Genomic DNA, 23343 nt, shown 5'->3' with positions numbered 1-23343 from the left:
GGAGAGATCCTTTCAGAGCAGGTCAGCCACCGGCAAGCGGCACATAGCTTTCGATCAGAGACCCGGCCAGCATGTACCAACCGTCGATCAGCACAAAGAAAATCACCTTGAACGGCAAGGAGATCAGCACCGGGGGCAGCATCATCATGCCCGCGCTCATCAAGACCGAGGCGACGATAAGGTCGATGGCGACGAAGGGCAGGTAGATCAGAAAGCCGATGGTAAAGGCGCGGCGCAGTTCCGAGATCATGAAGGCGGGCACCAGATGGCGGAAGGTGGCCTCTTCCGCCGAGGCGGGCAGGGGGCTTTCTTCGGCCTCTTCATCCGCGGGCGCGATGCGCAGGAACAGGGCGTAGTCTTCGGGCCGCGTGTTGACGTACATGAAGGTCTTGAAGGGCGCGGCGATCCGCTCCAGCGCCTGTTCCTCGGCGATGGCGTTTTCCAACAGCGGCTCGACCCCGGCCTCATAGGCGTCCTCGAACACCGGCTGCATGACGAAGAAGGTCATGAACAGCGCCAGCGAGGTCAGCACGATATTGGGCGGGGTCTGGTTCAGCCCAAGGGCGGAGCGCAGCATCGACAGGACGATGACAAAGCGGGTGAAACTGGTCATCACCACCAAAAGCCCCGGCGCGATGCTGAGCACGGTGATCAGCGCGATGAACTGGACGATCCGCCCTGAAAGGTTGGCGTTCTCATCACTGCCCGGCGCGGTGTCGCCAATCACATCCGACAGCGTGGAGAGAAACCCTCCGTCTTGGGCCACGGCCATGCCGCCGCTGGCGAGAAGCACCAGCAGGGCAAGGCCCATACGGCCCGACGCATAGCTGCGCAGAGAGAGGCGATCAGTCAGGGACATAGTCCTTGACGATCTGTGTCAGGGACACGCCAAGCCGGTCTTCACCGACCTTCACGAGATCACCGCGCGCCACCAGACGGTCCGAGACCATGAGGTCCACCGGTGCACCGATCTTGCGGTTCAACTCCACGATAGAGCCGCGGGTGAGTTCCAGCAGACGCGAGATCGGCATGCGGGCTTGGCCCAGCACGATCTGCACATCAAGGCCGACGTTCAGCATCGCGTTGATGCCCGCGCCGCCCGCCTCGGGGCGGGGGGCCAGCGCGTTGCGCGAGTCTTCGGTGTCGAGCTGCGGGAAGACGCCCGCATCATCGCCGCCCGCGCTGGCGGCGTTGCCAAAGGCATCGGCGCGCGGCTGCTCTGGCATGGCGTCGGGCGCTTTGCCGTCTGTGGCGTTGTTGTCGTCTTGGGGGGATTGCAGGTCAGGCTTGTCCATTTCCGTCCTTCTCCTTTTGTGCTTTCAGCGCCCGCGCATGGGTGTCGCGCAATTCGGCAAGCAGGCGGTCGCAAATCTTTTTGAACCCGTAGTCAAGGTTGCCGTGGTCCCATTCCATGCGCGCATCGCCATCGGGCAGTTCGGGATCGGCCCGCAGGTCCAGCACCCTGTCGCATTTGTAATAGACCGCCCGTTGACGCAACTCGGGGCCGATCTGATCCAGCGTGGCGGGCGACAGGCGCACTTTGATATGGCTCGACCCGATGGCCATTTTCAGCGATTGGGTCACGGTCTTTTTCACCCGCGCGGTCGAGAGCCGTTCGATCACCTCGGGCAGGACGATCTCGCAGGTTTGTAGGGTAAAGCCCACGATCTGCGCCATAAGCGCGTCTTGATGGGCCTGCATTGCCTGCGCCAGCCGCGCGAGTTCCTGCGCCAGCTTCTCGGCCATGGCGGCATGTTCGGCCTGCATGGTCTGATGCATCTCGGCCCGGCCCGCATCGGCCCCGGCCAGATAGCCTTCGATATGGCCCTGCTTATGGGCCTTCTTGATCTTTGCTTCGATCTCTTCGGGGGTGGGCAGCGCCGGGTCTTGCGGCTTGCTCTTGCCGTCCTCGTCGAAGTTCTGAAGCTTGAGGCTCGTGATCACAGATCATCCCCTTCCGACAGCCATTCGCCCAGAACGCGCAGGGCGTCATCGGTGTTGTCTTCGGCCAGTTCGGCCACGGCGCGCAATTGGCTGTGTTGCACCGCGCCCTCGACCGAAGCAAGTTGCACCATGTCGCGGGGCATCTCGTCCATTGGGCCAAGCACGGCACCGGTCTGGCCGCCCGCCGGGGTGGGCAGGCGGTTTGGCGGGGTCTCGTTCTGGGTGCCGCCGGTTAGCGCTTTTGGCGCGTTATCCTGCTCAGGGCCGTCTAGCAGGCCCGCGTCGGCGCCAGCACCGGCCAGCGCGGGCTGGGGCAGGGTGGCATCCAGCACCATGCGCAGCGGGCGCGCGCCCAGCACCATGATGATCGCCACCAGCGCCAAGGCAAAGAGCGACCGCAGGATGGTCATGGCGTTATCGGCCAGCACCGCGCCCAAGCCACGGCCTGCGGGGCTGCTGAACTCTGAATCGAAATCAAGGAACTGAAGGCTATCGACCTGCACCTGATCGCCGCGTGCCTGATCAAAACCGATGGCCGTGCTGACCAATTGGCTCAGGCGCTGCATTTCTTCATCGCTGCGCTCGATATAGCCCTCGGACCCGTCGGGCAGGGTGCCATAGCTGCCGTTCACCAGAACGGCGACCGAGATACGCTCGATATCGCCCGGCTCGCGCACCATTTCACTTTGGACCGAACCGATCTCGTAGTTGATGATCTCGTCGTTCTCAGAGCGGGTGGACTGCCCCGCGCCGCCGCCTGCATCGTCGCGCAGCTCATCGGGGATGTTATTGGCCACATCGACTGTGCCCGTCGCCGGATCGGTCTCATTGGAGTTGCGCACGCGGGTCTCAATCGACCGGGCAACCTGTTGGGCGGGATCAAACGTGCGGGACACACGCACCTCACGCTCGGTCGTCAGATCAACGCTGACCCGCACGCGGGCATTGCCCGGCCCGACGCGGGCGTTGAGGATCGATTCAACCTTTTGCGCCAGTTGCTCTTCGATCATGTTGCGCTGACCTTGGAGCGAGAAGTCAGAGCTGCCGCCCTCGTCCTTGGCCAAAATCGTCTCACCGGAGGCCGACAGGACGGTCACGTTCTGCGCTTCCAAATCCGCCACGGCAGAGGCCACCAGCGCTTGGATCGCCTGCGCTTGGCTGCGGGTCATGCTGGCATTGGCCTGCGAGCGCACGATGACCGAGCCGCTGGCCTCGGCCCGGCTGCGGGAGAAGGCGGCGCGTTCGGGCAGAACCAAGTGCACCCGCGCGGCCTTGATGCCGCTGATGGTTTGGATCGACCGGGCCAGCTCGCCTTCCAGCGCGCGCAACCGGTTCACCTTTTGCATGAAGGAGTTCATCCCCATGCCGGACATATTGTCGAAAATCTCCCAACCCGGCACACCTTCGCCCGGCAGCCCCGCATCAGCCAGCGCCATGCGGGCACGGGCGATATCGGTCTCGGCCACGGAAATGGTATCGCCATTGCGCGACAGATCGACCGTCAGCCCCGCCTGTTCCAGCGTCTGCATCATCTGCGACGCGGTGCCGGGGCTAAGCTGGCTGTAAACCGGAACATAGGTAGGGGCGAGGATGGTCCGCGCGCCGATAAAGATGGCCGCGGTGATCGCCAGACCGATGCCGCCCAGAAGAGCCAGCCGCTTTGGACCTAAATCCTTAAGGTTTTCAACGATCTGATTCACGGGCCCTCACTCGATTGGATAGTCCGAGCATTCCCCGCTCGGTCGCCACTATGCAAGCATATATCGATTTATACTTGTGAGAACCGAAAAATAAACAGGTTTCTGTTGCAATAAAGCTTGTTTGGGGATGTATTTGTTCTTGCATATGGCGCTCCGCGCAGGATCCGATTAAGAGTTGAAGAATGAAAAAGCCTCTTGCTATCCTTGCTGTCGTCTTGCTCTGCCTTCTTGCTGGCGTCGGTGGGGTGACACTTGCCATTGGCCCTTCGGGGCTGTTGAAAATGGTGGGGCTCGGCGGGGATGAAACCGTCGAGGAAGCGGTTGAGACCGCGGACAACGCCCATGGCGAGGAAGGCAGCGAAGACGCGCATGGCGAAAAGCCAAAGACCGAGGTCAAGATGCCGGTCATGCCTTTCCCCGAGATCATCGTGAACGTCACCGACACCGGGCCGCAGGGTGGGCAGACCAGCCGGTTTCTCAAGCTGAACATGCTGATGGTCTATGACGAAACCGCCGAGGGCGCGGACCGTCTGGTCGCGCGTGAGATTTACCTGCGCGACAGTTTCCAAGATTTCCTGCGGCAGTTGCATGTCAGCGACCTGACTGGCAGCTATGGGCTGGCGATGCTGAAAACCGAACTGCTGCGCCGGGCGCGGGCGGTGGGCCACACTGACGCGCCGCATGAAATACTGATTGCCGATATGGTGGTGCAATGACGATAGCGGATTCCTCCGATGCGCTAAGCCTCGAAGAGACGATGATCCGTCAGGCGCGCGAAAGCTTTCAGCGCCTGCCCACGCTTGAGATCATCATCGACCGTCTGTTGCTGGCCTTGGTGCCCGACCTCAAATCCTATTGCACCGTAGCACCAGAGATCGAGCTTAGCTCGCTGGAATATATGCCCTATGAGGACGCGATGGAGAGCATTCAGGCGCCCTCGCTCATCGCCATCGCCAATGCCGAGGGCTGGGGCAGCCAGATCGCCTGTGTTGTCGAGCCGGATCTGCTGTTTTCGGTCCTAGAGATCATGCTGGGCGGCCGCCGCGCCACGAGCCAACAATGGAAGCCCCGCGGGTTGACTGCGATTGAGCAGAAACTGGGCCGCAGACTGGCGGAACTGTCGCTCAAAGGGCTGGCGCATTGCTTGCAGGATGTCAGCCCCGTGCAATTCGACATCCAATCGTTGGAGTCCAATCCCCGGTCGGTCATGCTGGCCGCGCCGCGCACCGCGACGGTGCTGGTCCGGATGCATCTGCAATTCGAAGACCGCAGCGGCCATATGGCGCTGGTGCTGCCCTATGGCACGCTGGATGAGGTCAGCGCGCAGTTGGCGCAGCCCTTCCTTGGCGGGCGTTCGCCCACCGACAGCAACGCCCGCAAGGATATGAACAGCCAGATATCAAGCACCACGGTCACCATCACCGGCGTGCTCCAAGAGGTGACGATCCCGCTGCATGAGGTGCTGGAATGGAAGCCCGGTCAGGTGATTGATCTTGGCATGACGGTCGATACCCCCGTGGTCGGCATGGTGAACGCGCAGCCGATGTTCCAAGCCGCCTTTGGCCAGCGCAGCAATGGCGCTTTGGCACTGCGGGTGATCCAGTCCTTGCTGCCCAAGGAAAGTCAGGAGGACAGCGACGATGATGCCGGCCTTGATTGATATCCTCATCATCGTGCTGCTGGTCGGCACGCTGGTCTATGCCTTTATCCTTGATCGTCGGGTTCGCGCGCTCATGGCCACCTTGAAGGAAATGGAGCCGATGGTCGGGGCCTTTTCCAGCGCGGTCGATCAATCCGCCAAATCGGTAGAGGACCTCCGCGATCTCAGCACCAAGGTGCAGCGCCCCGAGCCACCCGTGCAGCGCGACACCCCGCAGCCGCGCCAAGCCGCGGCCGAGCCTGCCACCGCAGGCCAAAGCCCGGCACAGATGCGTGCCGCGCGTCTCAAAGGGCGCAGCCAAGTGCGCGGGCAGGCGGCGGTGCAGGGCAAATCCGAACTGGTCCGCACCTTTTTCGACATCACCAAGGAGCGTAAGGAATGAGCCGTATCTCCCTACCAAAGATCGCGCTTTTTGGCCTTGGCGTCGCCGGGGTGCTCAAGCTCACGGTTGAGTTCATGCCGATGATGGCCATCGCCGAAACCCCCGATGACACGCCCCCGGTTCCTGTTGAGCTTGCCGCCGCCCCCGCGCCACCCAACTATGACGCCAGCGCCCCGGGCGAGAGCGGCATGTGCGAGCCAAGCCATCTGATCGCCGAAGCCATCGCCGAAGAGCGCGCGCTGCTGAAAGAGCAACGTGACACGATTGCCGACCGCGAAGCCAAGCTTGCGCTGGCCGAACAGAGCCTCAAGGCCGAACAAACCCGCCTCGCCAGCCTGCGCGACGAGATCGGCGCGCAGCTCAAGGTGATCGAAGAGGCGAACAATCAGGACATGACCAAGCTGGTCGAACTTTACCGCAACATGAAGCCGCAGGTGGCGGCGGGCATCATGGATGAGATCGACGTGGAAACCGCCGTGCAGGTCATCGGTGCCATGCCCGAACGGGACGCGGCGCAGATCATGGGCTCGTTCAGCCTTGTCCGAGCGCGGTTGATTACGAAAATCCTGCTGGAACGCTCCAAACTCCCTGCCGACCGCAACCTCGAAGGGCTGCGCCTGCGCTAAGCGCGCGTCACTCCTCGCGGATTGACGACCCGGCAGGGGGCTTGCGGCGCACGTTGCGGCGCATGTCCATAACAAAGCCGATGATCTCGGCCACGGCTTGCCAATGCTCCATCGGGATGCGGTCGTCCACCTCCACCGCCGCGTGTAGGGCGCGGGCCAGCGGGCGGTTTTCAATCATCGGAATGTCGTGTTCCTTGGCCAACTCGCGGATGCGGTGGGCCATGACATCGGCCCCTTTGGCCACGCAGACCGGCACATCATCGACACCCTGTTCATATTTCAGCGCCACGGCGTAATGGGTCGGGTTGGTCAGGATCACACTGGCATTGGGAATGGCCTGCGCGATGCGCTGGCGGGCACGGGCGCGGCGCAATTCGGCGCGGCGGCCCTTGATCTGCGGATCGCCCTCGCTGTCTTTATGCTCGTCGCGGATTTCCTTGAGGCTCATCATCTGTTTCTTTTTCCACTGCGCCCGCTTCCAGATGATGTCGGCGATGGCGATGGGCACCAGAAGCACGGTGGTGACCAGAAAAATCCAGCGCACCTTTTGCAGGGTCGCTTGCAGCAGCGTCTCGGGGATGAAAGCCTGCGTCTGGCCCAGCGACTGCGCGATGTCGCGCACGGCCCAGACGGTGATGAAACCGATCACCAGCACCTTGGCCGTATTCTTGGCAAACTCCACGAAAGCCTCGGCCGAGAACAGCCGCTTGAACCCCGACAGCGGGTTCAGCTTGGAGAACTTCGGTTTGATCCGCTCGGCCGAGACGACAGTCTCGCCTTGGATTAACACGCCGAAAAGGGCTGCCAGCACCATGATCCCCACCACCGGCATCATCGCCAGCCCCAGCGTAAAGCCGAGCGATTTCAGCACCTGGCCCGCTTCGGCGACGCCAGTGCCGCCGGTGCCGATGGCGGTGACGCCCGCCCCCAAAAGGGGGCTTTGCAGCGCCGCCACAATACCGTCGATCGAGGCGGGCAGCACGAAGATCAGGATCATCAGCAGGGCAAAGACCAGCATCGCGGTGCCGGTCTCGCGCGATTGCGGCACGTCGCCTTTCTTGCGCGCGTCGCGGAGCTTTTTCTCCGTCGGCTCTTCGGTCTTACTGCTCTTGTCCTCTTCCGACATGGGCTAGAATCCGTAGGTGGTGAGCCAATTCGCGAAAGGCTCAAGAAACCCGCGCATCATGGTCGGAACCGCCAGCACCATCAAGGCCAGCCCGGCGGCGATCAGCAAGGGCTGGGCGATAAAGAAGACCTGAAGGCTTGCCATCATGCGGTTAGCCAGACCCATCCCGACGTTCAGCACCAGACCGGCGACATAGAAGGGGGCTGCGATGGACAGACCAAGGTAGAGGCTCACCTGCGTCGCCCGCGCGAATTGGTCAGTCAAATCGGCCAGCATGAAGGTGCCGGGCACGAAGACCTGATAGGACATCAGCAGCGATTCAATGATGAGGTGGTGCAGGTCGGTGATGAAGATCAGCGCCGTGGCCCCGATCAACAGCATGGCCGCCATAGAGGTCGCCCCCTCGAAGGCGCCGATGTTCGGGGCCAAAGCATTGGCCAGCCCCGACATCAGTGCCATCTGATAGCCCGCGAATTGCAGCGCCGAGAGCAGCGTGCGCGCCACCAGCCCGATCCACAGCCCCACGGTGATCTCGGACCCGAAGATCAACAACAGGGCCCCGGGGCGATCCTCGGCCACCGGGCCAAGGCCCGTGACCGGATAAAGCGCGGCACTCAGGATCAGACCAAAGAACAGCCGGTGCCGCGTAGGTACCGAGGTTTCAGCAAAGCCCGGCATGAACAAAAGCGCGCTGCCGATGCGGGCGAAGACGACGAAGTATCCCATCAGCGCGTCGGTCAAAAGGGCGGAGACGTCCATCCCTAGCCCCCGATGGTGGCGACGGTCCGCAGGGACACCTTGCGGTGGATTTCGGCGTTGGAAATGACCGGCGTCATCGGGCTGACCCGCTCCAGCATGGAGCGCACATAGGACCGCGCCTCGGGGCTGACCATCAGCGCGGGCCAGCTGTCCTCAGAGGCGAAGCGCTGGATTTGCTGGCGGGCTTGCAGCACGAATTCCTGTACCCGTTTGGGCGACATGACGAATGTGCGATCCTCGCCGACGATCTTGACCGCCTCAATGAACTCGGCCTCCCAAGAGGGCGACAGGGTGATGACAGGCACGAAACCCTGACCATCGGACAGGCCTTGGCAAATCTGGCTCGACAGGCGGCGGCGCACGTTCTCAAGCACCAGTGCGGGTTTGGAAGTTTGGCGCGTCGCCTCGGCCATCGCCTCGACGATCAGCGGCAGGTTGCGGATCGAGACACGCTCGAGCAGCAGTTCCTGCAAGACCTGCTGCACCAGAATGGCGGGGGAGGGGACGGGCAGGTCGTTGACCAGCTTTTGATAGTTCCGGTCCAGCCCCTCAATCGCCTCTTTCGCCGAACCGTAGGTCAGTAACTCCGACATGTTCTCTTTCACCACTTCGGTCAGATGCGTGGTGATGACACTTTCGGGATCGACGACCGTATAGCCCTGCGCCTCGGCCTGATCGGCAACCTTGCTGTCGACCCAAAGCGCGTCCAGCCCAAAGGTGGGTTCGCGCGTGGCCTCACCGGGCAGTTGCAGCGGCGCGCCCTCGGGGTTGATCACCATCATCTGATTGGCGCGGATGTCGCCCTTGGCCACGTCGACGCCGTGGATTTGAAAGGAATAGCTGTTGATCGGCAGGCTCACGTCATCCTTGATCCGGACCGAGGGCATGGGAAAGCCGAACTCTTCGGCGAAATGCTTGCGCAGGGATTTGATCTTGCTCGGCAGCACCGCGTCGGGGCGGTTGGCCAGCGCCACCAGCCCTTCGCCCAGCACCAGCCGCAGCTCATCCAGATGCATCGGATTGTTGTCGACCTCCGGCATCTCCTGCTTTTTCTGCGCCTCGGCATCGGCCTTCGCCTTGGCCTCTGTCGCCTCGGCCGCGCCACGCTGGATCATCAGGCCCAAGCCCACCATGGCCGCGGCCAGAAGGGCAAAGACCAGCAGCGGGAAGCCGGGCAAAAGACCGATGCCAAAGAGCAGCAGAGCGGCCATGTAAAGCGCCTTGGGGAAGTTCGAAAGCTGATCGAACACCGCCTCATTGGCCGCCCCCCGCGTGCCGCCCTTGGTCACGATCAGACCGGCGGCGAGCGAGACGACAAGCGCCGGAATTTGGCTCACCAGCCCGTCGCCGATGGTCAGTGAGGTAAAGACGTTGAAGGCATCGCCCACGCCCATGCCGCGCTGCACGACGCCGATGAGGATGCCGCCGATCACATTGATCAGCGTGATGATCAGCCCCGCCACGGCATCGCCACGCACGAATTTCGAGGCACCGTCCATCGCCCCGAAGAAGGCGCTTTCGTCCTCAAGCTCCTTGCGGCGGCGGCGGGCCTCATCCTCGTCGATCAGCCCCGCGCCCATATCGGCGTCGATCGCCATCTGCTTGCCCGGCATCGCATCCAGCGAGAACCGTGCGGCGACCTCGGCGATGCGGGTCGACCCCTTTGTAATCACGACGAAGTTGATGATCACGAGGATGGCAAAGATCACCACGCCGATGACGAAATTGCCCGCCACGATGAACTTGGAGAACCCTTGAATCACATCCCCCGCCGCATGCAGACCCGCGTGCCCTTCGCTGAGGATCAGCCGGGTTGAGGCCACGTTGAGCGACAGGCGCAACATGGTCGTGACCAGCAGCAGCGTCGGGAAAGAGTTGAACTGCAACGGTGAAGGGATCCAGAGCGCCACCATGAAGATCAACACGCTGAGCGACAGTGACAGCGCAAGCCCGAAATCAAGCAAGATCGGCGGCAGCGGCAAGAACAGAACCGCTAGCACCAGCGCCATGCCAACGGCAAAGCTGACGTCTTTGTTGGCGCCGAACATGCTCAGCTGCGGCAGGATGGTGTTGGGTTTCGTACTCATCCCGCATCCTCCGCGCGGACGGTGGTGAACTGCGGCAGAACCGGCTGCATCTCATGTGCCGAATAAAGCGAACGGCGCGCGTTCGCCGCCCCGCCGATCTGCGCGCCCCATGTGGCCTTGGCCGCCAGCCTGTCATAACTGCCCGACGTACTCCGGGGGGACTTGCGCGGACGCGCGGGAACGGGGCTGGCGCTGGCCAGCGCCTGAAACTCCGGCAGCCGCGCATTGGCGGCAGAGATGTTCTTTTGCAGTCGGTCGAGGTAGGTGTCGCGGAACTCAGGCTCAAAGGAGTGATACGACCCGGCGGCCTGCATCCAACTGCCCGTGCGGCGGTGCAACCGCTTGAGGAACCGCGCGGCGTAATCGACGTTCACGCGCGGATCGAACCCCTGGGCGGGGTTGTCGAAAGCATCCGGATGCCAGCGCATGTTGATCTGCATGCAGCCCACGTCGATCGAGCGGATACCGCGCGCTTGCCGCTCTGCGATCCAATCAAGCGCGGCGTTGCGGCTGTCGAACAGCCGCCCTTCGCCCGCCGCGTTGACCGCATAGGGCCAAACCGTGAAATGCCCGTTGCGCCGGGTGCCCGCCTCTTGCAGGCCAATGGCCAGCAGTAGGTTATCTGGGATGCCATGCCGCGTTTGTGCTGCCAGAATTTCGCGGATGCAGATGCCTTCAGGCCCGCCCTTGGCGGCCAGCGTCCGGGCCGTCTTGGTCACCGCGTTCTTCCGCGACGGCTCATAGAAAGACCCCCAGCCCTGCGCGAGGGCGGGGGAGGCGAGCGCGGCTGCCAAAAGCGCCGCCGCGATATGCCGCCAGCCCCTCACAGCCCACCATTCTGCACGAGGTCAAAGACTGTATCCGACAGGTTCTTCAGCGTGGCATACATAAACGGCGTCGCGGCCAGCAGCGTGACAAAGATCATCACGATCTTGGGCACGAAGGTCAGCGTCATTTCCTGAATCTGCGTGAGCGCTTGAAAGAACGCGATCACCAGACCAATCGCCAGCGCCACCCCCAACACCGGACCCGAGGCCAGAAGCACGGCCCAGACGGTAGCAGAGATGATGTCATAGGTCTGGGTTTCGGTCATGGCCTAGATCGGCATCCGCAGAATTTCCTGATAGGCTTCGACAAAGCGGTCGCGCACGGAGACGGCCACTTTGACGGTGGATTCCATCGCCAGCATGGCTTCGACCACCTGCTGGGTATCCGCCTCACCGCGCAGCCCGGCTTGGGCCACGGCTTCGCCCTCGCGCACCGTTTCCAGCGCGCTTTCCGAGGCTTGCTGCACCATATTGGTGAAACTATTGGCGCTCGCGCCTGCCTCTTCGGCGATGGCTTCGCCCTTTTGCGCCGTCAGCGATTGCGAGGTGCGATAGGCACCGCGGACCGCGGCGGTCGAGATCAGGGAGGCGGGATCGCTCATCTCAGGTCAGCCTCACTTCAGCAGGTCGAGCATCTGACCGCGCATCCGGCGGCCTGACTCGAACATGTTCATATTGGCCTCGTAGTTGCGCGAGGCTTCGCGCATGTTGGCCATCTCGATGATCGGATCCACGTTGGGGCGTTTGACATAGCCGGTTTCATCTGCCGCCGGATGCGCCGGGTCATAATCGCGGCGAAAGGGGGATTGGTCGCGCCCGATGCGGTCGACCTCCACCAAAGAGCCGCCGCCATTGCGGTCGATCAACTCTGAGAAACTGATGGTCTTGCGGCGAAACGGATCGGCGCCGGGCGTGGTGCCCGTTGAATCGGCATTGGCCACGTTTTCCGAGATCACCCGCAAACGCGCGGTCTGCGCGGTCATCCCGCTGGCGGCGATTTTGGCGATGGACTGAAGCGGATCCATGGGCTTTCCTTACCTGTTTCCGGTGACGGCCATGGTCAGCATGTCATAGCTTTTGCGGTAAAGCTGTGCGGCCAACCTGTAGTGATCGCCGATCTCGGCGGCCTTCACGGCCTGTTCTTCGAGGTTCACGGTATTGCCATCCAAAGTGGTGCCCTTGGCGTGGCCATCCGTCACCTCGCGCACGCCGGGCGTGCCATGGGCGACGCCGGTGAAGTGTTTGTCATGGGTGGTCACCAGCCCGGTATCGCGCGACAACTCGCCGCTGAGCATCGATTTAAAGGACGATACATCGCGCGCCTTGTAGTTCGGGGTCGAGGCATTGGCGACGTTTTCAGACACGACCTTCTGCCGGGCCGAAAGCCACTGCATCCGGTCCGACGCAAGTCCAAGAATAGAAAGATTAGACAAGTTCATTTTTTTGCCTATAGCCTGTTTAATCCTTGTATAGTAAATATTGCCCCGCGCTCCTAGAGGAAATTTATCCATGCAGACACTCTTTTCCGAGCTGACCAGTTTCGCCCGCGAGGCAGGCGAGGCCGAGATCACCGGCGAAGTGCGCGCGATCACCGGCATCACCCTGACTGCCGTGGGGCTCGAGCGGGTCTTGGGCATCGGCGAGCGTTGCATCGTTCATGGCTCCGACGGGCCGGTCCATGCCGAGGTGGTGGGGCTGGGCAGTCACGGCACCGAATTGCTCCCCTTCGGCTCATGGCGCGGGGTGGCGGCGGGCGACCGGGTCGAGGTCGCGATTGGCCGCGATGTGATCCGCCCCGATGAAAGCTGGAAGGGCCGGGTGATCAGCGCCTCGGCCACGCCGCTCGACGGGAAGGGGCATCTGCCCGAGGGCAACGACCCCCGCCCGCTGCGCGCCGCCCCGCCGGGCGCTTTCGACCGCAAGCGCATCGGCCCGAAACTCGCGACCCATGTCCGCGCGCTGGATGTTTTCACGCCGCTTTGTCAGGGCCAGCGCTTGGGCATTTTCGCAGGCTCCGGCGTCGGGAAATCGACGCTCATGGCCATGCTGGCACGCTATACGGACTGCGATGTGGTGGTGATGGCACTGGTCGGCGAACGCGGACGCGAGGTGCAGGATTTCATCGCCTCCGACCTCGGCCCCGAAGGGATGGAAAAGGCGGTTCTCGTCGTCGCCACAGGGGACGAGCCGCCGCTCACCCGCCGCCAAGCCGCTTGGACCGCCATGGCCGTGGCCGAGCATTTCCGCGATCAGGGCCAGCATGTGCTGCTCTTGATGGACAGCGTCACCCGTTTCGCCATGGCGCAGCGCGAAATCGGCCTCGCCTCGCGGGAACCGCCGACCGCCAAGGGCTATCCGCCGACGGTTTTCTCGGAGCTTCCGCAGATGCTGGAACGTGCCGGGCCGGGGCCGGTGGGCAAGGGGGATATCACCGCAATTTTCACCGTTTTGGTGGATGGCGATGACATGAATGACCCCATCGCCGATGCCGTGCGCGGGATCACCGATGGGCATATCGTGCTCGACCGCAAGATCGCCGAAAAGGGCCGCTACCCGGCGATTGACCTGCTGGCGAGCGTCTCTCGGACGTTGCCGGATTGCCACAGTGATGTGGAATATACGCTGCTCACCGCCGCCCATAAGGCGCTGGCGGCCCACGCGGATATGGAGGAATTGATTCGCATCGGGGCCTACCGCGCGGGCAGCAACCCCGAGCTTGACCGCGCCATCGCCTTTGCCGGACCTTGCGAGGCTTTCCTGAGCCAGCGCAAGGCCGAGCATACCCCGCCGCAATCCTCTTTTGCCGAGGTGGCAGGGATGCTCGACCGTGCCGGGATCAGCCCGGGCTAGGCCCGGTCACTGCAACCGGCGCAGCAACTCGACCGAAGGCTCACCCGTGGGGGGCAGGCCCACGCTGGCCTGATAGGCGCTGATCGCCTTGCGGCTGTTCGGCCCGATCACCCCATCCGCGCCATCGGTATCGAAGCCCCGCGCGGTCAGCCGTTGCTGCAACGCGATCCGGTCGTCCTTGGTCAGCCCATTGGCGTCGGGCGGGAACCTGCCGCGCAGCGGCCCGCCGCCCGCGATCCGATCCGCCAGATGGCCCACGCCAATCGCATAGCTGTCGGAGTTGTTGTAGCGTTTCAATGCGCGGAAGTTGCTGGTCACCACGAACTGGGGCCCGCCCGCCTGCGGCTGGACCACCGACCCCGCGCTGGCGGGGAGACTGCCCAACTCACCGCCCCATTTCAGCCCCCGCGTCCAGCCGTTGCGTGACAGATATGCGGCGGTGGAGGCCAGCGCATCGCTGGGGTCTTCCGACCAAATGTCGCGCCGCCCGTCGCCGGTGAAATCCACCGCGAAGGCTTGGTAAGAGGTGGGGATGAACTGCGTATGTCCCATGGCTCCGGCCCAAGACCCGGTCAGCCGGTCGGCAGTGATGTCACCATTTTGCAGGATCTTCAGCGCCGCGATCAACTGCTTTTCAAAAAACGCCCCGCGCCGCCCATCATAGGCCAATGTCGAGGTGGCCGAGACGACAGGCACATTGCCGCGCCGCTCTCCGAAATAGCTCTCCAGCCCCCAGACCGCCGCGACGATCTCTGCCGCCACACCGTAGCGGTTTTCGATCGCGCTTAGGGTGCTGCGGTGCCGTGCGAAGGCGGCGCGCCCCTTCGACACCCGCTCATCCGAGGCGGCGATTGACAGGTAATCTTCCAAGCTGCGGCTGAATTCCGTCTGATTGCGGTCGCGTTTCACCACGCCGGGCAGATAGCCCGCGCCGCGAAACCCTTGGGCCAATGTGCTGGCCGAAATCCCCTGCGCCGAGGCGCGGTTTTTGAAGGCCGCGACCCATGCGTCATAGCCCGCGTTCGGCACCGGGCGCAGGTCGTCGGGCACCCCCGCCGCCGCCGCGGGGCCCAGCGTGCCGCCCCCGGTCGAACAGGCCGAGGTCAGCCCCAATGCGGCGAGGCCGAATGCGAATGTTCTGCGTGAATGTCTCATAAAACCTGCCTGTCGCTGCGTTGTTGCCTTTTGCGCAGCATATCGCAGGCAGGTCGCCCGACAAGGCGGGATCGCCCCAATGGCAAGGCTTTGCCTAAGGGAACCTTGGCTTTCGGCTACTGACCAGGCTGGTAGAGGGGCACCGTCGACATCGATGTCTTGGCCGAGCCGTCTTGCACCCGCTGGCTGTGGCTGATGTAGATCAGCGTGTTGTTCGCTTCGTCGAAAATACGCTTCACCTTCAATGTCTTGAAGATGATCGAGCGGCGCTCGCTAAAGACGTTTTCGCCTTCGTCGCCACGGTCAATGTCACCGATCTCAATCGGGCCGGTCTGACGGCAGGAGATCGAAGAGTTCGACGGGTCTTCGAACCAATTGCCCTTTTGCAGCCGGTCGATCAGCCCGCGTTCGAAAAAGGCCAGATGGCAGGTCACGCCCTTCACCTTGGGGTCGGCCACGGCTTCGACGATGATGTCATTGCCCAGCCAATCCACATCCACCTTGCCGACCTCTTCGGCGCTGGCTGTGGTGGCCAAAATACTGGCGGAGAGGGCGGCGGCGCGGGCAAATGTCTTATTCATGGCAGGCAAACGCGCAGCGGGCGGCGCGGTTCCCGGAATTCTTCTCGGCGGCGTCACCGGGGATGTTCGGCCAGCGCACAGGCCGCCTCATGCTGGCTGAGAAAGACCTCCCCGGTCAGCTCTTCCAGAAAATGACTGCGCTTCAGCCGGTCCATCACCGGGCCTTTCACCTCGCTCAAGTGCAGGCGGATGTCGGCGTCCTTCAGCCGGGTGTTGATCGCCTCGAGCGACTCCAGCGCCGAGAGGTCAATCTCATTCACCGCCGGGAACATCAGCACCACATCCGTCAGGTCCGGCTTGTCGGCGGCATATTGGGCCAGTTGATCCTCCAAGAACCGCGCGTTGGGGAAATAGAGGCTCTCGTCCACCCGCAGGCTCAGCACATGGGGCTGGGTCTCGACCTCGTGGCGCAGCACGTTGCGGAAATGCTCGGTCCCCGGCACCCGGCCCACCACCGCCATATGCGGGCGCGAGGTCTTGTAGAGATGCACGAGGATCGAGGTCACGACGCCCGCGCTCACCCCGGCCTCGACGCCGAAGATCAGCGTCAGCAGGATCGTCACGCTGACGGCGGCGAAATCGGCGTGGCTGAAGGCCCATGCGCGTTTCAGGATGGAGAAGTCGACGAGGCTCAGCACCGCGACGATGATCGTGGCGGCCAGAGTGGCCTTGGGCAGGTAGTGGATGAGCGGTGTCAGGAACAGCGCCGCCAGCGCCAGCCCGGCAGCGGTGAAAGCCCCGGCGGCGGGGGTCTCGGCGCCCGCGTCGAAGTTCACCACCGAGCGCGAGAAGCCCCCGGTGACCGGAAAGCCGCCGGTAAAGGCCGCGCCAAGATTGGCGCTGCCGAGGCCGATTAGCTCCTGATCCGGGTCGATCCGCTGACGCTTCTTCGCGGCCAAGGTCTGCGCCACGCTGATGCTCTCGACAAAACCGATGACAGAGATCAGCAGCGCCGGGACGAAGAGTTGCGACAGCAGGTCGGGGGAGAAGGAGGGCAGGGTGAGCGGCGGCAGGCTCTGCGGCACCTCGCCCACGATCGCAACACCCCGCGCGCCCAGATCGAAGCCCCAGACCGCCAGCGTCGTCGCCACAATCGCCAGCACCGGCCCGGTTTTGGCCCCGATATCCGCCATCCGCGGCCCCAGCCCCATGCGCCGCAGCAGCGGTTTCAACCCGCCGCGCACCCAGAACAGGAAGGCCGTGGCGGCCAAGCCCAAGCCGAGGGTGATGACATTGACCTCCCCCAGATGCGCCCAGAGGCTCGACAGGATCTGCGGCAGCGTGTGCCCCTCGGCCTCGATCCCCAGAATATGCCGCAACTGGCTGGCGGCGATCAGGATGCCGGAGGCGGTGATGAACCCCGCGATCACCGGATGCGATAGGAAATTCGCCAAAAAGCCCAGCCGAAACAGCCCAAGCGCCAGCAGCATTGCGCCCGACAGAAAGGCCAGCGTCAGCGCCGCCGTGACATAGCCCGCCGTGCCGCTCTGCGCGATCTCGCCCACCGCCGCCGCCGTCATCAGCGAGACCACGGCCACCGGCCCCACCGCCAGCGCGCGGCTGGTGCCGAAGATGGCGTAGAGCACGATGGGCGCGATAGAGGCGTAGATGCCAGCCTCGGGCGGCATGCCCGCCAAGAGCGCATAGGCCAGCGATTGCGGGATCAGCATGATCGTGACGATCACCGCCGCGATCATATCCCCGGTGAACTGGCCGCGGTCATAGCGCCGCCCCCAGTCGAGGATCGGCAGATAATGCGAAAGCGAAGGGAGAGGCATGGGCGGCGATCCGTCAGATAGGGGCGGCCCCGAGGGGCCACCCGGTTGGCTCAGTCGAAACGGTTTACGGGCAGTTTCAGGTAGTGATGGCCATCATCCTCTGCCGGGGGCAGCCGCCCGCCGCGCAGGTTGATCTGCAATGCCGCGAGGATGCGGTTCGGCAGCGACAGGGTCGCGTCCCGCTTCTGACGGCGCTCGATATAATCTTCGCGCTTGGTGCCATCCTTGACGTGGATGTTATGGGCGCGGTGCTCGTCCACCGTGGCCTCCCACCGGGGCTCGTCACGGTTATCGGTGCCGTAGTCATGGCCGATGTAAAGCCGCGTATCGCCGGGCAGGGCGAGGATGTCTTGGATCGAGTCCCACAGCTCCTCAGTCGTGCCGCCGGGGAAATCCGACCGCGAGGTGCCCGCGTCGGGCTGCATCAGCGTGTCATGCACGAAGGCCGCATCGCCACAGACATAGGTGATCGACCCCAGCGTATGCCCGGGCGACAGCATCACCTTGGCGTCAAGCTCGCCAATCTTGAAGGTCTCGCCCTCCTGAAACAGGTGGTCAAAATCGCGGTCCGGGTCAAACGCATCGGGCATGTTGTAAAGATCGGCCCAAATCTTGGCGATCTCAGGCACCAGCGCGCCGATGGCATTGGGCGCGCCCGTGCGCTCTTTCAACTGGGCCGAGGCCATGACGTGATCTGCATGGGGGTGGGTATCCAACACCCATTCCACGGTAAGGCCGTTTTCCTTCACCAGATCAAGCACCTGGTCCATGCTTTCGGTGGTGAACTTGTAGTTCTTCGGGTCAAAGTTCCACACCACGTCGATCAGCGCGGCCTTCTTCGTTGCCGGATCGGCACAGATGTATTGGATCGAGCCTGTATCGGGCTCATAGATGCCCCAGACATCGGGGCTGCCTGCTCCGGTCGAAGGGGAGTGGCGCACGACGGGTGAATTGAGAGGGTCGCTCATCTGGCTGGTCCTTTCTTGGTTATAGAGGTCAAATCAGGGCTGTGCCGGGCGATCCACATGCCGCCCAGCATGAAGGGGACAAAGATCAAGGTGCCGCTGGCCGCGATGGGCAGGGCGGTCAATGCCGGGCCGGGGCAAAAGCCGCCCAAGCCCCAACCGATGCCGAAAATCGCGGCGCCGCTCAGCAGCTTCGGCTCAAGATCGTTGCGGGTGGGAAGGCGGAATTTATGATCGAAATAGGGGGTCTGACGGCTGCGGAACAGCCATGCGAACCCCGGTGCCGTCACCGCGATGGCGCCGCCCATGACAAAGGCAAGGCTGGGGTCCCATGTGCCGAAAACGTCGAGGAAGTTCAGCACTTTGGCCGGGTCGGCCATGCCGGAAACGATCAGGCCGATGCCGAACAAAAGGCCGGAGAGCAGGGCGAAGAACTGTTTCATGTCACCCTCCGATCACATGGCGCATGACAAAGACGGTGACGAATGCCGTCGCCATGAATGTCACTGTCGCCACGATCGACCGCGCCGAGCCTCGGCTGATCCCGCAGACCCCGTGGCCCGAGGTGCAGCCATTGCCATAGGTCGCGCCAAAGCCGACGAGCAGCCCGGCCACCGCCATCAGGACGGGGTTCGAAGGCACCCATTGCTGCGGCCATCCGCCCGAGACGAGCAACCAGAGCGGGGCAGCCAACAAAAGCCCCAATACGAAGAAAAACGACACGCCCCGCGCTTCGCCGTCGCTGTCGCGGGCGAAGAGCCGAAAGGTCAACCCGCTGATCCCCGCGATGCGCCCGTTCGTGGCCATCAGCAGCACCGCCGAGGCCCCGATCAGCGCGCCGCCGCCCAGTGACAGCCATGGTGTGAATTCGGTTTCCATCTCTCAACTCCTTACGGCCCGCCAAGCGGCTGGCTTGTGTCAGACTGTAAATCAGTATATATTACGTCCTCATAATATTCAATGATGCTAATATGAAAAACACGGACGACTTTCTGGATGGCGATATCGCCGGGGCTGCGGCGCTCATGACGATGCTTGCGTCAGAAGCGCGGTTGCAGATCCTGTGCCGTCTGATCGGTGGGGAACGCTCGGTCGGGGATTTGGCGCAGGCCTGCGGTCTGTCGCAATCCACCATGTCGCAGCAGTTGAAAAAGTTGAAAGACGCCGGTCTGGTCGACAGCCGCCGGGCGGGGCAGACGATCTTTTACCGCGTCAAGGGGCAGGAAGCCGTGGCCGTTCTGGAAACGCTGCATGGCCTCTACTGCGCGCAAAAATAAAACGCCCGGCAAAACCGGGCGCTTCTCTCACGCTTTGCTATCTGCGTAGGATTTAACCAACTGACCGATCTTCTCTTCGGTCAGGTCGATGCCGCGGGCCTTGCCCTCCTGCAGGGCCGTGTCACCGTCCCAACCCTTATCCGCCGCAAGCGCCATCAGGGTCATCGCCCCCGCACGTTTGCCCGAAGCGCAGTGCAGAAACACCGGCTGGGGCAGGTCGTCCAGTGACTTGCGGAATTCATCCACCGTCTCGGGGCCAAGGGTGTCTGGCGTCACCGGATGGTGCAGGTAGTTCAACCCCAGCTTCTCGGCCACCAGCCGCTCTGCATCGGGGGAAAGGCCACCTTTCTCATCCGAGGCACGGAAGTTCACCACCGTTTTCATCCCGGCTGAGGCCGCTTGCTCCAGCGCCTTGGCGTCCGGCATGAACAGGGCCACGTTATGGGTAGGGTCGATGGTCGCGATCTTTTGGCTGTCGTCGGTCATTCTGGCCTCCTTCTCTGCGCGGATGCGGTCGCCCGCGCGTGGTGGTTTCAGCGGCCCAACCCCAACCCGGCGCAACTGTTCCCCGCTTGGCAGAACGGGCCGCGCTGCGCAGATATAATCCGAGTATTAAAGTCAGGATTGTCACCGCCGCCCGGTTTTGCTAGGCAGCAGGCAGAAATTCCGCTTGGCGCGAAAGGTGCTGCGACGATTCTGCCCCGCTGTGGCAGGCGCCCCAGACCTGCGCCGTGATCAAAGACAAACCCATCGGGAGCCACCCCCATGCCGCATTTTCGTTCCGCGTTCCTCGCGGCCCTGTCCCTGACCATCGCCCAAGGCGCCGCCGCCGAGACGCCCGTTGCAACCCCGGCCAGCGCCTCGCCCGCGCTCAAGGTCGAGCTGAACGCCGCCGACACCACGGAAGCCAATTGCAAGCTGACCTTCCTCATCACCAACGAGCTTTCAGCCCCGCTCGACAAGGCGGTCTATGAAACCGTGCTGTTCGACCGTGAAGGTACCGTGAACCGGCTGACGCTTTTCGATTTCGGCGAACTGCCCGTTGGCCGCCCGCGCGTGCGTCAGTTCGTGGTGCCGCAAACCACCTGCGAAAACCTTGGCCGCATCCTCTTTAACGGGGCGCAAAGCTGTGACGGCGCGGGGATCGAGGCGGGCACCTGCGAAAGCGCGCTGGCCCCGGCGACCCGGACCGAGATTGAGGTACTGGGCTGATGGATCAACTTGACGCGTTGCTGACCCCACTGCGGGGCATTGCCGAAACCGGTGGCCCGGTGGTGGTGATCCTGATGGCCGTGGCCGTGCTGACCCTCGCGGTCGCGCTTTATAAAACATGGCAGTTCCGCGCCGCCGCCGTGGGCCGCCATCGGGCGCTGTCCGAAGCGGTCAATGCATGGGAGCGTGGCGATGCCGCCGCCGCCCGCGCGGCGCTGGGCCGGTCGAAAAGCTACCTCGCCCCGGTGATCGAATTGGCCATGTCCGCGCCTGAGGCGGGTGCTTCTCGCTTGCAGGCCGAGGCCGAGATGCGTTTTGCCAAGCTGGAGCGCGGTTTCCGCCTGCTCGATTCCGTGGCGCAGCTTGCCCCGCTCCTGGGTCTCTTCGGCACGGTTCTGGGCATGATCGAAGCCTTTCGCGCTTTGCAGGATGCCGGCTCTCAGGTGGACCCGTCGATCCTCGCCGGTGGCATCTGGGTGGCGCTTCTGACCACTGCCGTCGGGCTTGTCGTGGCCATGCCGACCGCGCTGGTGCTCAGCTGGCTTGAGCAACGCATGGAGAACGAGCGCGTCATCGCCGACAAGGCGATCCTCACCGTGCTGCATCCGGGCCAGAACGCGGCCCCCGCCGCTGCGCCCGCCGCCACCCCCTTTGCCGCCGCCGCGCCCCGGCCAGCCCATGGCTAGGCCACGCCGGCGGCGCAACCGCCTCTCCATGACCTCCCTGATCGACGTGATCTTTCTGCTGTTGTTGTTCTTCATGCTGACCTCGACCTTCTCAAAATTTGCCGAGATCGAATTGGCCGCAGCGACATCCGGGGCAGGGGCCGAGACGGGGGCGAAACCCTATTTCCTGCAACTGACGACCGAGGGGCTGCGCCTTAATGGCGATGCGCTGGCGCTTGACGCGCTGACCGCCAGCCCCTTGGCCGAGGCTCAGGAGGGCACGCCGCTTCTGGTATCGCTCGGGGCCGAGGTCGAGGCGCAGGCGCTGGCCGATCTGCTCATCGCGCTGCGCGCCCTGCCGGGGCTCAGCGTCTCGGTTCTGGAGGGCTGACCATGCGACCCATCGCCAAGGCCAAGCCGCAACGCGAACCGACCATCGCGCTGATCAACATCGTCTTTTTGATGCTGGTCTTCTTCATGGTCGCAGGCACCCTGTCGCAGCCGCTCGATTCCGATCTCAACCTCGTCGAAACCCGCGAGCTTGAGGGGCGCGCCCCGCCCAATGCGCTGGTGGTCCATGCCGATGGCCGTATGACCTACGCAGGCCAAGACCGCGCCAGCGTGGTCGATTTCATCGACGCGCTGCCCGAAGAAGAGCGCGACACCGTGCGGCTTCTCCCCGACCGCGCGCTGCCCGCCCGCCGCCTTGTCGAACTGACCCGCGAATTGCGCGGGGCAGGGGCCGCGCGCGTCATGCTTGTCACCGAAAGGGCGCTGCAATGATCCCCCGTTCCGGTCTCGTCAAAACACTTTCCATCGGCGTCGCGGCCAGCCTCGTCGTGGGCGTGTCGCAACTCGCCCAGATCGACGACCGCGCCAAGATCGCAGGCGGCGGCGCGCCCGCCGCGGCCCAGCTTGGCACCCGGTTCGAGGATATGGCAGTCGGCACATTGGATGCCGAACCGGTGAAAGAGATCACCCCAACCCCCGAACCCGAACCGGTGGAGACCGCAGAGGCCCTGCCGCCGACGCCTGCGCCCGAGCCCACGCTCACCCCCACGTCTGCGCCCGTCGCAGAGCCAGTGCAGGCCGTCGAAGCCGAACCCATGCCCGTGGCTCCGCCTGCCGCATCGCCGACAGAGACGCCGGTCTTGCCCGCCCTGACCCCGGTCGAAACCCCGCCCGAGACGACTGAGGCCACGCCAACCATCACGGCTGCCGCCCCGGTGCCGCCGGTCGAAACCCTGACCGCCGAGGCCGAGGATGACGCGCCGCGCCTGTCGCAGCGCCCGCAACGCCGCGACCCCGAGCGCGCCGCCGAAGCCGCCAAGAAGGCCAAGCCCAAGCCGCAGCCGAAACCCAAGCCCAAACAGACCACGCGGGGCAATGCAAAGCGCAACAACACCAAGGGCGCGCAGACCGCCAACCGCGCGGGCAACGCCGCGCAATCCGGCACCCGTCAGCGGGCCGCAGCGCCTGCGGGCAATGCGGCGGCCAGCAACTATCCCGGCAAGGTGATGAGCCGCATCGCCCGTGTCGGCAAGCCGCGCGTCCGCTCCCGCGGGACGGCTGTGATCGCCTTTTCCATCGGTGGGGGCGGGCAGCTGGCGGGCGTGCGTGTGGCCCGCAGTTCCGGGTCGGCGGCGCTGGATCAGGCGGCGCTTGGCATCATCCGCAAGGCCGCCCCTTTCCCGCGCCCGCCCGCCGGGGCGCGGCGCAACTTCTCGATCCAGATCAAAGGCCGGTAAC

Annotated in this window: 30 protein-coding genes; 11 read left to right on the top strand and 19 right to left on the bottom strand. The window is 63.9% G+C overall.

Features of this window, described 5'->3' with window-relative positions:
* Nucleotides 1-22: 22 nt before the first annotated feature.
* From fliP to fliF, 4 genes are read right to left on the bottom strand one after another with little or no spacing between them, the layout of a single operon-like run.
* Nucleotides 23-859 (bottom strand): flagellar type III secretion system pore protein FliP, encoded by an 837-nt coding sequence (gene fliP / locus J7392_RS10565; RefSeq protein ID WP_247744534.1) that lies wholly within the window; start codon nt 857-859, stop codon nt 23-25.
* The gene (locus J7392_RS10560; protein ID WP_247744533.1) at nt 846-1295 is read right to left on the bottom strand and encodes a FliM/FliN family flagellar motor switch protein; all 450 of its coding nucleotides are present in this window, start codon (nt 1293-1295) and stop codon (nt 846-848) included. The genes fliP and J7392_RS10560 overlap by 14 nt, the downstream gene beginning before the upstream one ends.
* Nucleotides 1282-1944 carry a FliH/SctL family protein gene (locus J7392_RS24230; protein ID WP_209217502.1) on the bottom strand — a complete coding sequence of 221 codons (663 nt, stop codon included), beginning with the start codon at nt 1942-1944 and terminating at the stop codon, nt 1282-1284. Before J7392_RS24230 ends, J7392_RS10560 begins: the two co-directional genes overlap by 14 nt.
* Nucleotides 1941-3644 (bottom strand): flagellar basal-body MS-ring/collar protein FliF, encoded by a 1704-nt coding sequence (gene fliF / locus J7392_RS10550; RefSeq protein ID WP_209217501.1) that lies wholly within the window; start codon nt 3642-3644, stop codon nt 1941-1943. The genes J7392_RS24230 and fliF overlap by 4 nt, the downstream gene beginning before the upstream one ends.
* 182 nt (nt 3645-3826) lie before the next feature.
* On the opposite strand from fliF, the gene J7392_RS10545 reads away from it, so the two are divergent.
* From J7392_RS10545 to J7392_RS10530, 4 genes are read left to right on the top strand one after another with little or no spacing between them, the layout of a single operon-like run.
* Nucleotides 3827-4360: a flagellar basal body-associated FliL family protein gene (locus J7392_RS10545; protein WP_209217500.1), complete on the top strand. Its 534-nt coding sequence runs from the start codon at nt 3827-3829 to the stop codon at nt 4358-4360.
* Entirely contained in the window at nt 4357-5304 is a 948-nt protein-coding gene (locus J7392_RS10540; protein WP_067938964.1) for a FliM/FliN family flagellar motor switch protein, read from the top strand. Before J7392_RS10545 ends, J7392_RS10540 begins: the two co-directional genes overlap by 4 nt.
* Nucleotides 5285-5686: a flagellar motor switch protein gene (locus J7392_RS10535; RefSeq protein WP_209217499.1), complete on the top strand. Its 402-nt coding sequence runs from the start codon at nt 5285-5287 to the stop codon at nt 5684-5686. The genes J7392_RS10540 and J7392_RS10535 overlap by 20 nt, the downstream gene beginning before the upstream one ends.
* The gene (locus J7392_RS10530) at nt 5683-6312 is read left to right on the top strand and encodes a hypothetical protein (RefSeq protein WP_209217498.1); all 630 of its coding nucleotides are present in this window, start codon (nt 5683-5685) and stop codon (nt 6310-6312) included. Before J7392_RS10535 ends, J7392_RS10530 begins: the two co-directional genes overlap by 4 nt.
* A gap of 7 nt (nt 6313-6319) precedes the next feature.
* Here J7392_RS10530 and flhB read toward each other — a convergent pair whose 3' ends face one another.
* The 8 genes from flhB to flgB are packed head-to-tail and all read right to left on the bottom strand — an operon-like array spanning nt 6320 to nt 12550.
* Entirely contained in the window at nt 6320-7438 is a 1119-nt protein-coding gene (gene flhB / locus J7392_RS10525) for a flagellar biosynthesis protein FlhB (RefSeq protein ID WP_209217497.1), read from the bottom strand.
* Nucleotides 7439-7441: 3 nt separating this feature from the next.
* Nucleotides 7442-8197 (bottom strand): flagellar biosynthetic protein FliR, encoded by a 756-nt coding sequence (locus tag J7392_RS10520; RefSeq protein ID WP_209217496.1) that lies wholly within the window; start codon nt 8195-8197, stop codon nt 7442-7444.
* 2 nt (nt 8198-8199) lie between these two features.
* On the bottom strand, nt 8200-10284 hold the full coding sequence (gene flhA, locus J7392_RS10515; RefSeq protein WP_209217495.1) for a flagellar biosynthesis protein FlhA: 2085 nt from the start codon (nt 10282-10284) through the stop codon (nt 8200-8202).
* Entirely contained in the window at nt 10281-11111 is an 831-nt protein-coding gene (locus tag J7392_RS10510; RefSeq protein ID WP_209217494.1) for a lytic transglycosylase domain-containing protein, read from the bottom strand. Before J7392_RS10510 ends, flhA begins: the two co-directional genes overlap by 4 nt.
* Nucleotides 11108-11377 (bottom strand): flagellar biosynthesis protein FliQ, encoded by a 270-nt coding sequence (fliQ, locus tag J7392_RS10505; RefSeq protein ID WP_067630399.1) that lies wholly within the window; start codon nt 11375-11377, stop codon nt 11108-11110. The genes J7392_RS10510 and fliQ overlap by 4 nt, the downstream gene beginning before the upstream one ends.
* Before the next feature lie 3 nt (nt 11378-11380).
* Nucleotides 11381-11713, bottom strand: coding sequence for a flagellar hook-basal body complex protein FliE (locus tag J7392_RS10500; RefSeq protein WP_067261033.1), 333 nt, complete (start codon nt 11711-11713; stop codon nt 11381-11383).
* Between the two features lie 12 nt (nt 11714-11725).
* A complete protein-coding gene (gene flgC / locus J7392_RS10495; RefSeq protein WP_067261031.1) occupies nt 11726-12136 on the bottom strand; it encodes a flagellar basal body rod protein FlgC in 411 nt (136 codons plus the stop codon).
* Between the two features lie 9 nt (nt 12137-12145).
* Nucleotides 12146-12550, bottom strand: a complete 405-nt coding sequence (gene flgB / locus J7392_RS10490) for a flagellar basal body rod protein FlgB (protein ID WP_209217493.1) — start codon at nt 12548-12550, stop codon at nt 12146-12148.
* 70 nt (nt 12551-12620) lie between these two features.
* Between flgB and J7392_RS10485 the strand changes: the two genes are divergently transcribed.
* The gene (locus J7392_RS10485) at nt 12621-13961 is read left to right on the top strand and encodes a FliI/YscN family ATPase (RefSeq protein WP_209217492.1); all 1341 of its coding nucleotides are present in this window, start codon (nt 12621-12623) and stop codon (nt 13959-13961) included.
* A gap of 6 nt (nt 13962-13967) precedes the next feature.
* Here J7392_RS10485 and J7392_RS10480 read toward each other — a convergent pair whose 3' ends face one another.
* The 6 genes from J7392_RS10480 to J7392_RS10455 form a co-directional block, all read right to left on the bottom strand.
* Nucleotides 13968-15116 (bottom strand): lytic murein transglycosylase, encoded by a 1149-nt coding sequence (locus J7392_RS10480; RefSeq protein ID WP_209217491.1) that lies wholly within the window; start codon nt 15114-15116, stop codon nt 13968-13970.
* A 116-nt stretch (nt 15117-15232) separates the two neighbouring features.
* Nucleotides 15233-15697: a CreA family protein gene (locus tag J7392_RS10475; RefSeq protein WP_209217490.1), complete on the bottom strand. Its 465-nt coding sequence runs from the start codon at nt 15695-15697 to the stop codon at nt 15233-15235.
* Nucleotides 15698-15750: 53 nt separating this feature from the next.
* Nucleotides 15751-17475: a sulfate permease gene (gene sulP, locus J7392_RS10470; protein ID WP_209217489.1), complete on the bottom strand. Its 1725-nt coding sequence runs from the start codon at nt 17473-17475 to the stop codon at nt 15751-15753.
* Between the two features lie 50 nt (nt 17476-17525).
* Nucleotides 17526-18443, bottom strand: coding sequence for an MBL fold metallo-hydrolase (locus tag J7392_RS10465; protein ID WP_209217488.1), 918 nt, complete (start codon nt 18441-18443; stop codon nt 17526-17528).
* On the bottom strand, nt 18440-18883 hold the full coding sequence (locus tag J7392_RS10460) for a YeeE/YedE family protein (protein WP_209217487.1): 444 nt from the start codon (nt 18881-18883) through the stop codon (nt 18440-18442). Before J7392_RS10460 ends, J7392_RS10465 begins: the two co-directional genes overlap by 4 nt.
* Nucleotide 18884: 1 nt before the next feature.
* On the bottom strand, nt 18885-19319 hold the full coding sequence (locus J7392_RS10455) for a YeeE/YedE family protein (protein WP_209217486.1): 435 nt from the start codon (nt 19317-19319) through the stop codon (nt 18885-18887).
* A 92-nt stretch (nt 19320-19411) separates the two neighbouring features.
* Here J7392_RS10455 and J7392_RS10450 point away from each other — a divergent pair, with 92 nt between their 5' ends.
* On the top strand, nt 19412-19717 hold the full coding sequence (locus J7392_RS10450) for a metalloregulator ArsR/SmtB family transcription factor (RefSeq protein ID WP_067261016.1): 306 nt from the start codon (nt 19412-19414) through the stop codon (nt 19715-19717).
* A 27-nt stretch (nt 19718-19744) separates the two neighbouring features.
* Here J7392_RS10450 and J7392_RS10445 read toward each other — a convergent pair whose 3' ends face one another.
* Entirely contained in the window at nt 19745-20203 is a 459-nt protein-coding gene (locus tag J7392_RS10445; protein ID WP_209217485.1) for a sulfur transferase domain-containing protein, read from the bottom strand.
* Between the two features lie 279 nt (nt 20204-20482).
* Between J7392_RS10445 and J7392_RS10440 the strand changes: the two genes are divergently transcribed.
* From J7392_RS10440 to J7392_RS10420, 5 genes are read left to right on the top strand one after another with little or no spacing between them, the layout of a single operon-like run.
* On the top strand, nt 20483-20929 hold the full coding sequence (locus tag J7392_RS10440; RefSeq protein ID WP_209217484.1) for a hypothetical protein: 447 nt from the start codon (nt 20483-20485) through the stop codon (nt 20927-20929).
* Nucleotides 20929-21615 (top strand): MotA/TolQ/ExbB proton channel family protein, encoded by a 687-nt coding sequence (locus tag J7392_RS10435; RefSeq protein WP_067264877.1) that lies wholly within the window; start codon nt 20929-20931, stop codon nt 21613-21615. Before J7392_RS10440 ends, J7392_RS10435 begins: the two co-directional genes overlap by 1 nt.
* Nucleotides 21608-21985 carry a biopolymer transporter ExbD gene (locus tag J7392_RS10430; protein WP_209217483.1) on the top strand — a complete coding sequence of 126 codons (378 nt, stop codon included), beginning with the start codon at nt 21608-21610 and terminating at the stop codon, nt 21983-21985. Before J7392_RS10435 ends, J7392_RS10430 begins: the two co-directional genes overlap by 8 nt.
* A gap of 2 nt (nt 21986-21987) precedes the next feature.
* The gene (locus J7392_RS10425) at nt 21988-22377 is read left to right on the top strand and encodes a biopolymer transporter ExbD (RefSeq protein WP_209217482.1); all 390 of its coding nucleotides are present in this window, start codon (nt 21988-21990) and stop codon (nt 22375-22377) included.
* Nucleotides 22374-23342, top strand: a complete 969-nt coding sequence (locus J7392_RS10420) for an energy transducer TonB (RefSeq protein WP_209217481.1) — start codon at nt 22374-22376, stop codon at nt 23340-23342. Before J7392_RS10425 ends, J7392_RS10420 begins: the two co-directional genes overlap by 4 nt.
* Nucleotide 23343: the final 1 nt, after the last annotated feature.

It is taken from the genome of Sulfitobacter sp. R18_1 (assembly GCF_017743915.1).
GTDB classification, from domain to species: Bacteria; Pseudomonadota; Alphaproteobacteria; order Rhodobacterales; family Rhodobacteraceae; genus Sulfitobacter; species Sulfitobacter faviae.
This window is presented reverse-complemented; position numbering and strand designations above follow the sequence as displayed.

Excerpts from the sequence above, each read along its gene's own strand:
- J7392_RS10535 (WP_209217499.1), top strand. The coding sequence starts at position 5,285 with ATGATGCCGGCCTTGATTGATATCCTCATCATCGTGCTGCTGGTCGGC.
- J7392_RS10545 (WP_209217500.1), top strand. The coding sequence starts at position 3,827 with ATGAAAAAGCCTCTTGCTATCCTTGCTGTCGTCTTGCTCTGCCTTCTT.
- J7392_RS10465 (WP_209217488.1), bottom strand. The coding sequence starts at position 18,443 with ATGAGCGACCCTCTCAATTCACCCGTCGTGCGCCACTCCCCTTCGACC.
- J7392_RS10500 (WP_067261033.1), bottom strand. The coding sequence starts at position 11,713 with ATGAGCGATCCCGCCTCCCTGATCTCGACCGCCGCGGTCCGCGGTGCC.
- J7392_RS10460 (WP_209217487.1), bottom strand. The coding sequence starts at position 18,883 with ATGAAACAGTTCTTCGCCCTGCTCTCCGGCCTTTTGTTCGGCATCGGC.
- fliP (WP_247744534.1), bottom strand. The coding sequence starts at position 859 with ATGTCCCTGACTGATCGCCTCTCTCTGCGCAGCTATGCGTCGGGCCGT.
- J7392_RS10480 (WP_209217491.1), bottom strand. The coding sequence starts at position 15,116 with ATGAGACATTCACGCAGAACATTCGCATTCGGCCTCGCCGCATTGGGG.
- J7392_RS10435 (WP_067264877.1), top strand. The coding sequence starts at position 20,929 with ATGGATCAACTTGACGCGTTGCTGACCCCACTGCGGGGCATTGCCGAA.
- J7392_RS10425 (WP_209217482.1), top strand. The coding sequence starts at position 21,988 with ATGCGACCCATCGCCAAGGCCAAGCCGCAACGCGAACCGACCATCGCG.
- J7392_RS10560 (WP_247744533.1), bottom strand. The coding sequence starts at position 1,295 with ATGGACAAGCCTGACCTGCAATCCCCCCAAGACGACAACAACGCCACA.
- flgC (WP_067261031.1), bottom strand. The coding sequence starts at position 12,136 with ATGGATCCGCTTCAGTCCATCGCCAAAATCGCCGCCAGCGGGATGACC.
- J7392_RS10445 (WP_209217485.1), bottom strand. The coding sequence starts at position 20,203 with ATGACCGACGACAGCCAAAAGATCGCGACCATCGACCCTACCCATAAC.
- J7392_RS10455 (WP_209217486.1), bottom strand. The coding sequence starts at position 19,319 with ATGGAAACCGAATTCACACCATGGCTGTCACTGGGCGGCGGCGCGCTG.
- J7392_RS10430 (WP_209217483.1), top strand. The coding sequence starts at position 21,608 with ATGGCTAGGCCACGCCGGCGGCGCAACCGCCTCTCCATGACCTCCCTG.
- flgB (WP_209217493.1), bottom strand. The coding sequence starts at position 12,550 with ATGAACTTGTCTAATCTTTCTATTCTTGGACTTGCGTCGGACCGGATG.
- sulP (WP_209217489.1), bottom strand. The coding sequence starts at position 17,475 with ATGCCTCTCCCTTCGCTTTCGCATTATCTGCCGATCCTCGACTGGGGG.
- J7392_RS10485 (WP_209217492.1), top strand. The coding sequence starts at position 12,621 with ATGCAGACACTCTTTTCCGAGCTGACCAGTTTCGCCCGCGAGGCAGGC.
- J7392_RS10530 (WP_209217498.1), top strand. The coding sequence starts at position 5,683 with ATGAGCCGTATCTCCCTACCAAAGATCGCGCTTTTTGGCCTTGGCGTC.
- J7392_RS10440 (WP_209217484.1), top strand. The coding sequence starts at position 20,483 with ATGCCGCATTTTCGTTCCGCGTTCCTCGCGGCCCTGTCCCTGACCATC.
- flhA (WP_209217495.1), bottom strand. The coding sequence starts at position 10,284 with ATGAGTACGAAACCCAACACCATCCTGCCGCAGCTGAGCATGTTCGGC.
- J7392_RS10520 (WP_209217496.1), bottom strand. The coding sequence starts at position 8,197 with ATGGACGTCTCCGCCCTTTTGACCGACGCGCTGATGGGATACTTCGTC.
- J7392_RS10540 (WP_067938964.1), top strand. The coding sequence starts at position 4,357 with ATGACGATAGCGGATTCCTCCGATGCGCTAAGCCTCGAAGAGACGATG.
- J7392_RS10475 (WP_209217490.1), bottom strand. The coding sequence starts at position 15,697 with ATGAATAAGACATTTGCCCGCGCCGCCGCCCTCTCCGCCAGTATTTTG.
- J7392_RS10420 (WP_209217481.1), top strand. The coding sequence starts at position 22,374 with ATGATCCCCCGTTCCGGTCTCGTCAAAACACTTTCCATCGGCGTCGCG.
- fliQ (WP_067630399.1), bottom strand. The coding sequence starts at position 11,377 with ATGACCGAAACCCAGACCTATGACATCATCTCTGCTACCGTCTGGGCC.
- flhB (WP_209217497.1), bottom strand. The coding sequence starts at position 7,438 with ATGTCGGAAGAGGACAAGAGCAGTAAGACCGAAGAGCCGACGGAGAAA.
- J7392_RS10450 (WP_067261016.1), top strand. The coding sequence starts at position 19,412 with ATGAAAAACACGGACGACTTTCTGGATGGCGATATCGCCGGGGCTGCG.